General features: G+C 72.2%; 13 protein-coding genes. 12 read left to right on the forward strand and 1 reads right to left on the reverse strand.

Annotation, left to right across the window (positions count from 1 at the left end; all coding sequences use genetic code 11):
• The first annotated feature begins 105 nt into the window (after positions 1-105).
• On the forward strand, positions 106-648 hold the full coding sequence (locus ACFV6D_RS14380; protein WP_063347681.1) for a GNAT family N-acetyltransferase: 543 nt from the start codon (positions 106-108) through the stop codon (positions 646-648).
• A gap of 170 nt (positions 649-818) precedes the next feature.
• Positions 819-2,762, forward strand: a complete 1,944-nt coding sequence (gene ftsH / locus ACFV6D_RS14385) for an ATP-dependent zinc metalloprotease FtsH (RefSeq protein ID WP_380559867.1) — start codon at positions 819-821, stop codon at positions 2,760-2,762.
• A gap of 180 nt (positions 2,763-2,942) precedes the next feature.
• Here the strand turns inward: ftsH and ACFV6D_RS14390 are convergent, their stop codons facing one another.
• On the reverse strand, positions 2,943-3,767 hold the full coding sequence (locus ACFV6D_RS14390; RefSeq protein ID WP_380559869.1) for a class I SAM-dependent methyltransferase: 825 nt from the start codon (positions 3,765-3,767) through the stop codon (positions 2,943-2,945).
• A 274-nt stretch (positions 3,768-4,041) separates the two neighbouring features.
• Here ACFV6D_RS14390 and proS point away from each other — a divergent pair, with 274 nt between their 5' ends.
• From proS to lepB (ACFV6D_RS14440), 10 genes are all read left to right on the forward strand, one after another.
• On the forward strand, positions 4,042-5,454 hold the full coding sequence (gene proS / locus ACFV6D_RS14395) for a proline--tRNA ligase (protein ID WP_380376648.1): 1,413 nt from the start codon (positions 4,042-4,044) through the stop codon (positions 5,452-5,454).
• A gap of 398 nt (positions 5,455-5,852) precedes the next feature.
• A complete protein-coding gene (locus ACFV6D_RS14400) occupies positions 5,853-6,431 on the forward strand; it encodes a hypothetical protein (RefSeq protein ID WP_063347677.1) in 579 nt (192 codons plus the stop codon).
• 657 nt (positions 6,432-7,088) lie between these two features.
• Positions 7,089-7,517: a 30S ribosomal protein S16 gene (gene rpsP, locus ACFV6D_RS14405; protein ID WP_063347676.1), complete on the forward strand. Its 429-nt coding sequence runs from the start codon at positions 7,089-7,091 to the stop codon at positions 7,515-7,517.
• A gap of 2 nt (positions 7,518-7,519) precedes the next feature.
• Positions 7,520-7,759: an RNA-binding protein gene (locus ACFV6D_RS14410; RefSeq protein WP_063347675.1), complete on the forward strand. Its 240-nt coding sequence runs from the start codon at positions 7,520-7,522 to the stop codon at positions 7,757-7,759.
• Positions 7,760-7,889: 130 nt separating this feature from the next.
• On the forward strand, positions 7,890-8,531 hold the full coding sequence (gene rimM / locus ACFV6D_RS14415) for a ribosome maturation factor RimM (protein ID WP_380559871.1): 642 nt from the start codon (positions 7,890-7,892) through the stop codon (positions 8,529-8,531).
• A 35-nt stretch (positions 8,532-8,566) separates the two neighbouring features.
• Positions 8,567-9,385, forward strand: coding sequence for a tRNA (guanosine(37)-N1)-methyltransferase TrmD (trmD, locus tag ACFV6D_RS14420; protein WP_063351119.1), 819 nt, complete (start codon positions 8,567-8,569; stop codon positions 9,383-9,385).
• Positions 9,386-9,539: 154 nt separating this feature from the next.
• On the forward strand, positions 9,540-9,890 hold the full coding sequence (gene rplS, locus ACFV6D_RS14425) for a 50S ribosomal protein L19 (RefSeq protein WP_063347674.1): 351 nt from the start codon (positions 9,540-9,542) through the stop codon (positions 9,888-9,890).
• 368 nt (positions 9,891-10,258) lie between these two features.
• A complete protein-coding gene (lepB, locus tag ACFV6D_RS14430; RefSeq protein WP_380559873.1) occupies positions 10,259-10,912 on the forward strand; it encodes a signal peptidase I in 654 nt (217 codons plus the stop codon).
• 181 nt (positions 10,913-11,093) lie between these two features.
• Positions 11,094-11,951: a signal peptidase I gene (gene lepB / locus ACFV6D_RS14435; protein ID WP_380559875.1), complete on the forward strand. Its 858-nt coding sequence runs from the start codon at positions 11,094-11,096 to the stop codon at positions 11,949-11,951.
• A gap of 240 nt (positions 11,952-12,191) precedes the next feature.
• Positions 12,192-13,208: a signal peptidase I gene (gene lepB, locus ACFV6D_RS14440; RefSeq protein WP_208869071.1), complete on the forward strand. Its 1,017-nt coding sequence runs from the start codon at positions 12,192-12,194 to the stop codon at positions 13,206-13,208.
• Positions 13,209-13,300 lie beyond the last annotated feature (92 nt).

Here is a 13,300-nt window from a genome sequence, read left to right on the forward strand (position 1 = left end):
GCCGCCCCCCCCCCCCCGCAGAAGTGGTCCGCGCGCCGCCGGCCGCCCGCCCCGCAGCGGGGGCCCCCCCGCGGCGCGCGCGGCCCGGGGCCCCCCCCCGCTCGCATGCCCGATGATGGTGGTGTGCGAGTGACGATCAGGGCCCCGCGGGCCGAGGACAAGGACGTGTACGCCGAGGCGGTCCGACGGTCCGCCGACCACATCGGGCGGTGGAACCCGGTCGAGCCGGACGGCCTGGCCGAACTGCTGGACCGCCAGGGGCCGGGCCTGCGCACCTTTCTGATCGTCGACCGGGAGACCGGCGGGCTGGTCGGCAAGGTGAATGTCGCCAACATCGTGATGGGCCGGTTCTGCAACGGCGCGCTGGGCTACGACGCGTACCTGCCGTTCGCCGGCACCGGGCGGATGACGGAGGGGCTGCGGCTGGTCCTGGACCGCTGCTTCGCCCCGCAGCCGGCCGGCGGGCTGGGCCTGCACCGGCTGGAGATCAACGTGCAGCCGGACAACGAGCGGTCGGTGGCGATGGCCAAGCGGCTGGGCTTCCGGCACGAGGGCTTCACCCCCCGGATGCTGTTCCTCCAGGGCGACTGGCGGGACCACGAGCGGTTCGCGCTGACCGCCGAGGAGTGGCCGGGCGCCGAGGCGTAGCCACGGGCGGGGCGCCGAGGCCTCTGAGTCACGGGCGGGGATCCGGGCGCAGGCACTGACGGGGCGGCGGGGATCAGGCACTGGCGGGGCCCCGTCGCGGCTGGTCAGGGGCGTGCTCGGCGCGGCGTTTCGGGTGGCTCGCCCGAGCCCGCGTCCGTATCGTCCGATGGGTGACCGAACCCGTGCCGCCGCGCCAGACCCCCGACCAGCCCTGGCGGTCCGAGGGCGCCCCGCCCCCGCCGCCGCCCCGCCGCCGGATGCCCGGCGGCTGGATGGGGCTCGCCCTCACCGCGCTCGTGGTGTTCCTGATCTCCGACCTGCTGCTGTCCTACTTCGGCAACGCCGGCGCCACCACGATCTCCTACACCGAGTTCAACAACCAGCTGAACAAGGGCAACATCACCAAGATCTACTCCAAGGGCGACGCGATCGAGGGCACCCTCAAGAGCGCCCAGCCCAAGCCGGACGGCGGCAAGGGCGACTACACCGACTTCGCCACCCAGCGGCCGTCCTTCGCCAACGACAACCTGTGGACCACGCTGCAGCAGCAGGGCGTCGAGGTCACCGCCACCTCCCCGGTGGTCCAGCAGCGCAGCTTCCTCGCCAACCTGCTGATCTCGCTGGCCCCCATGGTGCTGCTGATCCTGATCTGGGTGCTGCTCGCCCGCCGGATGGCCGGCGGGCTGGGCGCCGGCGCGCTCGGCCGCAAGGCCCCGCCCAAGCCGGTCACCGCCGACCAGGGCAAGCGCACCACCTTCGCCGACGTGGCCGGCATCGACGAGGTCGAGGCCGAACTCACCGAGGTGGTCGACTTCCTGAAGAACCCGCAGCAGTACCGCAGGCTCGGCGCCAAGATGCCGCGCGGCGTGCTGCTGAGCGGCCCGCCCGGGACGGGCAAGACCCTGCTCGCCCGGGCCGTCGCCGGCGAGGCGGACGTGCCGTTCTTCTCCGCCTCCGCCTCCGAGTTCATCGAGATGATCGTCGGCGTCGGCGCCAGCCGGGTCCGTGAACTGTTCGCCGAGGCCCGCAAGGTCGCCCCGGCGATCATCTTCATCGACGAGATCGACACCATCGGCCGCCAGCGCGGCGCGGGCGGCGGCATGGGCGGGCACGACGAGCGCGAGCAGACGCTCAACCAGATCCTCACCGAGATGGACGGCTTCACCGGCTCCGAGGGCGTCATCGTGATCGCCGCGACCAACCGCGCGGACGTGCTCGACCCGGCGCTGCTGCGCCCCGGCCGGTTCGACCGGCGGATCACCGTCAGCCCGCCCGACCGGGACGGCCGCGCCGCCATCCTGCGCATCCACACCCGGACCGTCCCGCTGGCCGGCGACGCCGACCTCACCCGGCTGGCCAAGGTCACCCCCGGGATGACCGGCGCCGAACTCGCCAACCTTGTCAACGAGGCCGCCCTGCTGGCCGTCAAGCGCAAGCAGGACGCGGTGAACGAGCGGGACCTCTCGGACGCCCTGGAGAAGGTCCAGCTCGGCGCCGTCCGGCCGCTGGTGATGCCGCAGGAGGAGCGCGAGCGCACGGCCTACCACGAGAGCGGGCACGCGCTGCTGGGCATGCTGCAGCCCGGCGCCGACCCCGTCCGCAAGATCACCATCGTGCCGCGCGGCCGGGCGCTCGGCGTCACCCTGTCCACCCCGGAGAACGACCGCTACTCGTACACCGAGCCCTACCTGCGCGGCCGGATCATCGGCGCGCTCGGCGGGATGGCGGCCGAGCAGGTGGTCTACGGGGTGATCACCACCGGAGCGGAGAGCGACCTGGAGCAGGTCACCAACATCGCCCGCGGGATGGCCGGCCGGTGGGGGATGAGCGAGCGGGTCGGCCGGTTGACCGCGGTGCCCGCCGACCCGCAGGGCGCCTACGGGCTCTCCGCCGCGCCGACCACCCTGGACGCGGTGGACGAGGAGGCCCGGCGGATCGTCGCCGAGTGCTACGAGCACGCGGTACGGCTGCTGACCGAGGAGCGGGCCCGGCTGGACGCGCTGGCGGCGGCGCTGCTGGAGGCGGAGACGCTGGACGAGGAGCAGGCGTACCGGGCGGCCGGGGTGCCGCGGAAGGGTTCCGGGTCCGACGGGAAGTCGCTCGACCAGGCGTGAACCGGCGGGCCGGGGGCGCTCGCCGTGCGGGCGGGCGCCCCCGGTTTCGTCGCTGTCGGATCTGTTGTCGCCCGGGGCCGTCCGATTGCTGCCGGGGGTCTCGTTCCCGGTGCCGCCGGGGGCTCGTCCGGGCGTCGCCGTGGCCCCGTTCCCCGCGCCGTCGGGGCCGGTCGGCCGCCGCTACCGGGGCCGTTCGGCGACCAGGTAGCGGAAGACGTTCTCCATCCGGACCGAGCCGTCCGCGCGCAGGTACGGCTGCAGCGCCTCCTCCAGCTCCTTGGCGACCAGCGACGCGCCGGAGAACTCCTCGGCCGCCTCGAAAAGACCGGTGGAGAGCAGGCCGCGCACCGCGCTGTCCAGGTCCGCGTAGGCGAACGGGCAGCTCACCCGCCCGCTGCCGGCCGGGCGCAGGCCGGCCGGGGCGAGCAGGTCCTCCAGCGTGCCGGGCGTGCTCAGCTCGAACGGGTCGCGCGCGGTGGTCCGGCCCGCCCGCCGACGCGCCACGTCCAGCACCGGGGCGCTCTGGCAGCGCTCCGGAGGGCCCCAGGCGGCCAGCACCACGTGCCCGCCCGGGAGGGTCAGCCGGGCGGCCTCGACGACCACCGGACCCGGCTCGGCGCAACCGGGCAACTGCTCGAAGACCGTCACCAGCGAATGGGCCGAGCGGGGGACGGCCGCGGTCGGCCGGGCCCCCGCGCACACCCGCAGCCGGCGGCCGCGGGCCAGCTCGCGCAGCTCGTCCCGCGGCTCCTGGCCGGTGACCTGGGCACCGCGCCCGGCGGCGAGCAGCAGCGCCAGTCCGGACCGGCAGCCCAGGCCCAGCACGCTGGTCGCCGGGCCGACCTCCAGCCGGTCGTGGACCGCCTCGTAGAGCGGCACCAGCATGCGCTCCTGGATCTCCGCCCAGTCGCGCGCCCGCGCGGGCCGCGCCGCCCCGGCCTGCGGGTGGTGCGGTCGTGCGCCTGTCGGTCGTACGGTCGTGCCGGTCGTCCGAGCTGAAGCCATCGCGGCCTCCCATCCGGTCCTTCGGTGTGCTGCTACGGCTCCCCCAAAGTCCCGCCCCACTCCAGCGAACAGCGGGTCGGGCCCGGCGTCCAGAGGGGTGCAGGGTGGTGCGCGCGTGTCGCGGTCGTGCGCCCCCTGCGGTCGGCGGGTGCCGCCGTCTGCTGCCGGCGGGTGCGCGGTCGTCCGTCCGGCGGGTGCGGTGGTCGTCCGTCCGGCGGCCGCCGGCGTGTTATCGATTCGAAGTCAGGGGGCCGCGCCCCGTACCATTCGGGCCATGGCTAAGGCACCCGTTCTCACCCCTCAGGCGGAAGACTTCCCGCGCTGGTACCAGGACCTCATCAACAAGGCCGAGCTGGCCGACAACGGTCCGGTGCGCGGCACCATGGTCATCCGACCGTACGGCTACGGCCTGTGGGAGCGGATGCAGCAGGAGATGGACGCGCGGATCAAGAAGGCCGGCGCGCAGAACGCCTACTTCCCGATGTTCATCCCGCAGTCCTACCTGACCAGGGAGGCCGAGCACGTCGAGGGCTTCGCACCCGAGCTCGCGGTGGTCACCCACGGCGGCGGCAAGCAGCTCGACGAGCCGGTCGTCGTCCGGCCCACCTCCGAGACGATCATCAACGAGTACTTCTCGAAGTGGGTGCAGAGCCACCGCGACCTGCCCCTGCTGATCAACCAGTGGGCCAACGTGGTCCGTTGGGAGCTGCGCCCGCGCGTCTTCCTGCGCACCACCGAGTTCCTCTGGCAGGAGGGCCACACCGCCCACGCCACCTACGAGGACGCCCGCGCGTACGCGTCGATGATCCACACCCAGGTCTACGGCGACTTCATGACGAACGTGCTCGGCATCGACGTCGTGCTCGGCCGCAAGACCGCCAAGGAGCGGTTCGCCGGCGCCATCAACACCCTCACCCTGGAGGGCATGATGGGCGACGGCAAGGCGCTGCAGATGGGCACCAGCCACGAGCTGGGCCAGAACTTCGCCAAGGCGTTCAACACGACCTACCAGCTCCAGGGCGCCGAGCGCGAGTACGTCTGGCAGACCTCCTGGGGCGTCTCGACCCGCATGGTCGGCGGCCTGATCATGTCCCACGGCGACGACAACGGCCTGCGGGTGCCCCCGCGACTGGCCGCCGTCCAGGCCGTCGTGCTCGCCATCAAGGGCGACGACGCGGTCATCGCCAAGGTGCGCGAGATCGGCGCCACGCTGGAGGCCGCCGGTGTCCGGGTGGTCGTCGACGACCGCACCGACACCCCGTTCGGCCGCCGCGCGGTGGACTGGGAGCTCAAGGGCGTGCCGCTGCGCATCGAGGTCGGCCCGCGCGACCTCGAGAACGGCACCGCGATGCTGGCCCGCCGGATCCCCGGCGGCAAGGAGCCCGTCTCCATCGACTCCCTGGCCGCGCTGGTCCCGGGCATCCTGGAGGAGGACCAGGCGCTGCTGCTGCGCCAGTCCCGCGAGCGCCGCGAGGCCCGTACCGTCGACGTCAAGACCATCGAGGAGGCCGCCGAGGCCGCCGCGACCGGCTGGGGCCGGATCTCCTGGGCCGACCTCGGTCCGGAGGGCGAGGCCAAGCTCGCCGAGCAGGGCGTTTCGGTGCGCTGCATTGTCGCGGCCGACGGCTCGGTGCCGCTGGCGGACGACCAGGACGGCAATATCGCGATCGTCGCCCGCGCGTACTGATGCCTGTTACCAGCAGGTAATGACCGTTGGCGGCGACATTTGCCCGGAATGCGGATGAGTAAGAATCCGGTAACTGTCCGAGAGGCGCCCCGACCGCGGACATCCCTACTGGCCGGTCAACTGCCGGTATTAACGCAATAGCGGTACGGTGTACGGCCCGTGGCCCTGTCAACTCGACGGGTCCACGGGCCGTACGTCCAGGGGGCGACAGCCCGCCCCCGGGCGGAATTCACGAGGCCCGCCGAGCTGCGGCGGGCCGAAACCGGCAGGGGGTTGGTCTTGCATCAGATCCGGAACGCGCAATTCGCGCGCGACCATGCATTCCTGGGAGTTCCCTGGGAATTCCCGAAGAACGAGAACATGCGGAACATCGGCTCGCACTCCATCGTTGGTCTAGCGTGAGCACGACACAGCCCCTCGTCCTCGCGGCCGAACTGGCCGCCGCCTGGAGTGACATCCAGGCCCACCACCAGGACCTCCCCGACCTGGCCTCGCCCGAGGCCCTGATCGGCGAATCCTCCTCGGCCTGTGGCACCCGGCTCGGTTTCGAGCGGCTCCTCCACGAGGCTGCCCACGGTCTGGCCGCGGCCCGGGACATCCGGGACACCTCGCGAGCCGGCCGCTACCACAACCGGCGCTTCCTGCTGCTCGCCTCCGAGCTCGGCCTGGCGCACCCGGTCGAACCGCACGCGAGCAGCGGCTTCTCCCAGGTGACCATGCTCAAGGAGACCCAGGAGCGCTACGCGGAGACCATCGAGCGACTGGACCGCGCCCTCGGCGCGCACCAGGAGGCGGTGGCCGGCGACGGTACGACGCGGGCCTTCCGCGGCCCGGCCGCCCGGCACGGTTCCTCCGGGGGCGGCGTCCGGGTCAAGGCGGTGTGCGGCTGCGGACGGAACGTCCGGGTCGTGCCGTCGGTGCTCGCCCAGGCGTCCATCGTCTGCGGCGCGTGCCAGCAGCCGTTCAAGATCTCGTGACCGATCGGTCCACCGGGACACCGGAGGACCGGGCGGTCGTCGGATCGGACGACCGGCGCGTCGGATGACCGGGGTGGCGGAAGACCGTCCTGCCGGGCGACCGGTGCGGCGGAGGACTGCTGGACCGGGAGATCGCTGAACCGGAAGACCGTTGGGCCGGGAGATCGGTTGGACCCGGAGATCGGTCAGACCGGGAGATCGGTCAGGCCGGGAGATCGGTTGGACCGAGAGATCGGCTAGGCCAGAACACCAGAAGACGGGGAAGGCCGGCGGACGGCTGTGCGGGCAGCGGATCCGGCCGGAACGAGCGGTACATCGGTGAGTTCGTGGGCGGACCGGGAGCGAGGGCTCCCGGTCGCGCCTTGTGAACGGGCCTGCGGAGGCAGTCGGGGGGCGGCCCCCCGGAGGGTCTCGCGCGGCCCGCGGACAGCCGGGCGCGCGGCGCCGGGGTACGGCTGAGAAGCAGCCGGGATGCGTCCTGCGGATGGCCGAGCGAAGGCGGTTCGCGCCGGTATGGCAGAATGGACAGCTGAGTACTCGGCAGCCGAGCAGGACCCCTCTCTCCTACGGCTGGCGTGTCCCTTGAACGGCCCACGGCGCAACCCCACGCGACGGCGCGGCCGCTCACCCACGTCAACACCAGGAGAATCCACTCCCGTGGCAGTCAAGATCAAGCTCAAGCGTCTCGGCAAGATTCGCTCCCCGCACTACCGCATCGTCGTCGCCGACTCGCGCACCAAGCGTGACGGCCGCGCGATCGAGGAGATCGGCATCTACCAGCCGACCTACAACCCCTCGAAGATCGAGGTCGACACCGACCGCGCCCAGTACTGGCTGTCCGTCGGCGCCCAGCCGACCGAGCCGGTGCTCGCCATCCTCAAGCTGACCGGCGACTGGCAGAAGTTCAAGGGCCTCCCGGCCCCGGCGCCGCTGCTGGTTGCCGAGCCCAAGGTCGAGGACTTCTCGCACCTGTTCGCGAAGGCCGTCGCCGGCTTCGAGGACGCCACCACCGGTGTTGCCATCACCCCGAAGGCCAAGAAGTCGGACAAGGTCGAGGCTGAGGCCGACGCCGCCGCCGAGGCCTGAGCGTGATCGAGGACGCCCTCGACCACTTGGTGAAGGGCATCGTCGAGCACCCCGACGACGTGCAGGTGCGCTCGCGCAACCTGCGTCGGGGCAACACCATCGAGGTGCGAGTGCACCCCGATGACCTCGGCAAGGTGATCGGCCGGGGTGGCCGCACGGCGCGCGCACTGCGCACCGTCGTCGGCGCCCTCGGCGGTCACAACGTCCGGGTCGACCTGGTCGACGTGGACAACATTCGCTGACACAGCTGCTCGTTCAGCCGTCAGGGCTTGTGAGGCCGACCGGGACGCATGTCGTCCCGGTCGGCCTTTTCGCGTTTCTCGCGCTTTCCGCATTCCGTCCCGCTCTAGGAACTCCAGGAGAACGATCACCGTGCAGCTCGTCGTCGGCAAGATCGGCCGCGCCCACGGCATCAGGGGGGACGTCAGCGTCGAGGTCCGCACCGACGAGCCGGAGCTCCGGCTCGGCCCCGGTGCCGTCCTGTTCACCGACCCCGCGTCGGTGGGACCGCTGACCATCGAGTCCGGCAAGGTGCACAGCGGCCGGCTGCTGCTGCGCTTCGTCGGCGTCAAGGACCGCAACGCGGCGGAGGCGCTGCGGGGCACGCTGCTCATCTCCGAGGTCGACCCGGAGGAGAGCCCCGAGGACCCGGAGGAGTACTACGACCACCAGCTGATCGGCCTGGACGTGGTGCTGCTCGACGGCACCCTCGTCGGCGAGCTGACCGAGGTCGTCCACCTGCCGTACCAGGACCTGCTCACGGTGGAGAAGGCCGACGGGACGGAGGTGCTGGTGCCCTTCGTCCGCCAGATCGTGCCGACCATCGACCTGGAGAACCAGCGCGCCGTGATCACCCCGCCGGTCGGCCTGATCGAACCCGAACAGGCCGAGGTCGCCCGTGGCGCTTCCGCCGAGGGCGAGGACGCCGAGGACACCGAGAGCGCTGAGGGCGCCGAGGTTGTCGACGGCGCCGAGGGCGCGGCCGGTGCCAAGGGCGCGGAGGGGTCGAAGTGACGGTGGAGGAGGGCGTCGCGCAGGTCCAGAACGGGATGCGGATCGACGTCGTCTCGATCTTCCCCGAGTACCTGGAACCGCTGAACATCTCGCTGGTCGGCAAGGCCCGCTCCCGCGGCCAGCTGGACGTGCACGTCCACGACCTGCGCGAGTGGACCCACGACGTGCACCGGACGGTGGACGACAGCCCGTACGGCGGCGGCCCCGGCATGGTGATGAAGCCCGAGCCGTGGGGCGAGGCGCTGGACGCGGTGGTCGCCGGCGGGCCCGAGGGCCAGCTGCCGACGCTCGTCGTGCCCACCCCCAGCGGGCGGCCGTTCACGCAGGAACTCGCCCAGGAGCTGGCGAGCCGCCCCTGGCTGGCGTTCACCCCCGCCCGGTACGAGGGCATCGACCGGCGGGTCATCGAGGAGGCGGCCACCCGGATGCCGGTGGTCGAGGCCTCGATCGGCGATTACGTGCTGGCCGGCGGCGAGGTCGCCGTGCTGGTGATGGTCGAGGCGATCGCCCGGCTGCTGCCCGGGGTGCTCGGCAACGCCGAGTCCCACCGGGACGACTCCTTCGCGCCCGGCGCGATGGCCGACCTGCTGGAGGGCCCGGTCTACACCAAGCCCGCCGAGTGGCGCGGCCGGACCGTGCCGGACGTGCTGCTCAGCGGAAACCACGGCCGGATCGCCCGCTGGCGGCGGGAACAGGCCTTCGCCCGGACCCTGGCGAACCGCACCGACCTGGTCGAGCGCTGGCGCTACGGCGCCTTCGACAAGAAGGACCGGGAGGCGCTCAGCATCCTCGGCCTGGCCTGGGACGAGGAGCTCGGCCGATTTCGGTCCGTGGCCGTTGGTGTGGAAGAATAGGCCGCTGTTGTCTGTCGCTGGGCCCCCTTCGTAGGGGCCACGTGGACCGGCGCCCTCGCCACGGGGGGATCGTCGTCAGCCGATGCGGCCCGCAGCAAACCCCATTGTGACGAACTTCCGTGGGCGGCCCGTGGCGCCTGCGATGGAGAGCAACATGAGCAACAAGCTCGCTGCTGTCGACGCGGCCTCGCTGCGTAGCGACATTCCGGCCTTCCGCGCCGGTGACACCCTGAAGGTTCACGTCCGGGTCATCGAGGGCAACCGCTCCCGTGTCCAGGTCTTCCAGGGCGTCGTCATCCGCCGCCACGGCGCCGGCGTCGGTGAGACCTTCACCGTTCGCAAGGTCAGCTTCAACGTCGGCGTGGAGCGCACCTTCCCGGTGCACACCCCGGTCGTCGAGAAGATCGAGGTCGTGACCCGCGGTGCGGTTCGCCGCGCCAAGCTGTACTACCTGCGTGACCTCCGCGGCAAGGCCGCGAAGATCAAGGAGAAGCGCGACCGCTGATCCACCGTCCCCCGGCCTCGCCGGGGGATCGGATCGCTCCGAGGGGCCGGGCCACCGCACGGTAAGCTCAGCCCCCGATGAGCACGCATGAACCACCCGCGGACCGCGACGGCAGTCCCGCACCCACCGGTGCGGACTCGCTGTCGCGGTCCGCGGTCGTTTCCGGGGTCGTCCCGGGGCCCGGTGGGGAGGGGGCCGGCCCCGGTGGGGATCCACGGGCGGACGCTGGGGGTGCGCCGGAGGGCGAGGTCGCGTCCAAGGACGAGAACGCGCCAGAGGGTGAGAGCGCGCCAGAGGGTGAGAACGCACGGGGGGATGAGAGCGCACCGGGGGACGAGGAGCCGGGCCACTCGCGCTCGCGGGACCTGTTGCTGCTCGTGGGGATCTGCCTGCTGGCCCTGCTGCTGGTGAACGCCTTCGTCGCGCGCCCGTTCTCGGTGCCGTCCGGGTCGATGGAGGAGACCCTGCGTCCGGGCGACCGGCTGATCGCGAACCAACTCGCCTACGCCTTCGGCGGCCACCCCCAGCGGGGCGACGTCGTGGTCTTCGACGGGACGGGCTCCTTCCTTCCGGAGTCGGGCGGGCCGACCGGCTTCCGGGACGGGCTGAGCTCGCTCGGCCGGGACCTCGGGCTGGCCCCGGCCGGGAACACGGTCTACGTCAAACGGGTGATCGGCGTCGGCGGGGACCGGGTGACCAGCACCGGCCCGGGCGGGCCGATCACCGTCAACGGGGTGCCGATCGACGAGTCCTCCTACCTGGCCCCGGGGGACCAGCCGTCGAGCGTGGCCTTCGACGTGGTGGTGCCGACCGGCAAGCTCTGGGTGTTGGGGGACCACCGCAGCGCCTCCCGTGACTCGCGCGACCACCTCGGCGAGCCCGGTGGCGGCTTCGTGCCCGAGAGCAGGGTGATCGGCCGGGCGGACTGGGTGGTCTACCCGTTCTCGCGCTTGACCGGCCTGGACCGGCCCGCGGCCTTCGCCGCGACTGCGGGAACGGGCGGTCATGGGGAGCAGGGGTAGCAGAGGCAGGGACCGGCTGGCGGACCGCCCGGGCCCGGAGCCGGATGCCGGCGGACCGGTCGGCGCCGGATCAGCAGGTGCCGGACCCGCGGATGCCGGATCGGCGAGTGCCGGATCCGTGAGTGCCGGATCTGACGGTGCCGGGCCAGGAGGCGCCTCCCCCGGGGGTGCGGGCCCGACCGTGGTGCTGCCCGTCCGGGGCCGGGCCGATCGCCGCCGCAGCGCCCGACGCGCGGCCCGGCGGCGCAAGCGGTCGCTGCTGCGGGAGTTCCCGCTGATCATCGTGGTGGCGTTGCTGGTCGCGCTGGTGATGAAGACCTTCCTGCTCCAGGTGTTCGTGATCCCCTCCGGCTCGATGGAGCAGACCATCCAGGTGGGGGACCGGGTGCTGGTGGACAAGCTGACCCCCTGGTTCGGCAGCGAGCCGCAGCGCGGCGACGTGGTGGTGTTCAAGGATCCGGGCGGCTGGCTGGAGAGCGACCACAAGCCGTCCGACGACGGTCCGGTGCTGGGGGCGGCCAAGCAGGTCCTCACCTTCGTCGGGCTGCTGCCGTCGGACAGCGAGCAGGACTTGATCAAACGGGTCATCGGCGTCGGCGGGGACACCGTGGAGTGCTGCGACGCGCAGGGGCGGTTGAGCGTCAACGGCACGCCGGTGGACGAGCCGTACCTCGCGCCCGCCAACCCGCCGTCCCGGCAGCCCTTCAAGGTGCAGGTGCCGCAGGGTCGGCTCTGGGTCATGGGCGACCACCGGGACGTGTCCGCCGACTCCCGCTTCCACATGGGGAACCCGGGGCAGGGGACCATCCCGCTGAGCGGTGTGGTCGGCCGGGCCTTCATGAACGCCTGGCCGCTGGACCGCCTCCATCAACTTGACGTGCCGAGTTCACTCTCCTCGTTGGCGCGGGCTCCGCAGGCGCGCGGAACTGCGCCGGAATCCGTGGGCGTTGGGCCGGTTCCGATGGAACCTCCGCTCGTTATGGGTGTGTTGGGCATCTTTCCGGCCGTCGTTCGCCGGTCAGGGCGGCCGCCCGAGTGAGCCGGGCCGGGCGTCTCGCGGCCGGGCCGCGCGCGTGGGACCGCGAGCCGGATGCCTTGGAGTGATAGAGAAGTGCAGGTGCGGCCGGGAGGTCCCGGTCGTGCGTCGAGGCTGTGCTGGTGTCAGGGGAGCCCGTGATGGGCAGTCCCGAAGCGTCCATGGTCGTGGTGAGCGTGGTGCCCGCTGTGCGGCACTGTGAGCGCGGGCGCTCGGGCGTCCGCACAGCAGGGAGGAGACGTTGTGGGGGATGTGGTGATCGGCGCCCGCTCAGGTGCCGGCGAGCCCGAGGGTTCTGGCGGTCGAGCGGCCCGGTCCGCTGAGTCCGGTGCATCCTCGGCCTCGGTCGAGGACGCGGCGGCCCAGACCGCCGACGAGCATGGCGACGGGACGGAGGGCCCCACCGGGGGCTCTTCGGAGTCCCACCGGCCCGACGCCGAGTCGGCGGACCAGTCGGAGTCGCAGGCCCCCGGCAAGCAGCGCAAGCAGCGTTCCTTCTGGAAGGAACTGCCGATCCTGGTCGGCATCGCGCTGGTCCTGGCGCTAGTGATCAAGACCTTCTTCGTTCAGGCCTTCTCCATTCCGTCGGAGTCGATGCAGAACACGTTGCAGGTCGGTGACCGTGTCCTGGTGGACAAGCTGACCCCCTGGTTCGGCGCGGAGCCCGAGCGTGGTGAGGTCGTGGTGTTCCACGACCCGGGCGGCTGGCTGAACGACGAGCCGACCCCGCAGAGCAGCAACTCCTTCGTCCGGGGCGTCCAGGACGTGCTCAGCTTCGTCGGTCTGATGCCGTCGGCCAACGAGAAGGACCTGATCAAGCGGGTCATCGCGGTCGGCGGGGACACCGTCGAGTGCCAGGGCACCGGGCCGGTGAAGGTCAACGGCGTCGCGCTCAACGAGCCGTACGTCTACCAGGGCAACACCCCCTGCGGTGACCACCCGTTCGACCCGGTGAAGGTGCCCAACGGCCGGATCTGGGTGATGGGCGACCACCGTGCCGACTCGCTGGACTCCCGCTTCCACATGGACCAGCCGGGTGGCGGCACCGTTCCGGTGGGCAACGTGATCGGGCGGGCCTTCGTCGTGGCCTGGCCGGTCGGTCACTGGTCGACGCTCTCGGTGCCGAACACCTTCGACCAGAAGGGCCTGGCGGCGGCCGCGCCTCTGGCGCCTCCCGTGGCCGGCGCGGTGGGCGCGGTCGCGCTGCTTCCGCTGGTGCGTCGGGTGCGGGAGCGGAGGGACGGCCGGAAGGACTCCTGAGCTCCACCGGGTTCTCCTCAGCCCTTGCGCGGGCCGTGGTACCGACGAGTAATCTGCTCGGACGTGCCACGGCCCGTCGGCTTTTCTGCCGG

Source organism: Kitasatospora sp. NPDC059812, from assembly GCF_042732075.1.
Lineage (GTDB): Bacteria > Actinomycetota > Actinomycetes > Streptomycetales > Streptomycetaceae > Kitasatospora.

What these genes read in the sequence shown, in the direction of transcription:
- rplS (WP_063347674.1), top strand. Translation starts at nt 9,540, where the DNA reads ATGAGCAACAAGCTCGCTGCTGTCGACGCGGCCTCGCTGCGTAGCGAC.
- ACFV6D_RS14390 (WP_380559869.1), bottom strand. Translation starts at nt 3,767, where the DNA reads ATGGCTTCAGCTCGGACGACCGGCACGACCGTACGACCGACAGGCGCA.
- proS (WP_380376648.1), top strand. Translation starts at nt 4,042, where the DNA reads ATGGCTAAGGCACCCGTTCTCACCCCTCAGGCGGAAGACTTCCCGCGC.
- trmD (WP_063351119.1), top strand. Translation starts at nt 8,567, where the DNA reads ATGCGGATCGACGTCGTCTCGATCTTCCCCGAGTACCTGGAACCGCTG.
- ACFV6D_RS14380 (WP_063347681.1), top strand. Translation starts at nt 106, where the DNA reads ATGCCCGATGATGGTGGTGTGCGAGTGACGATCAGGGCCCCGCGGGCC.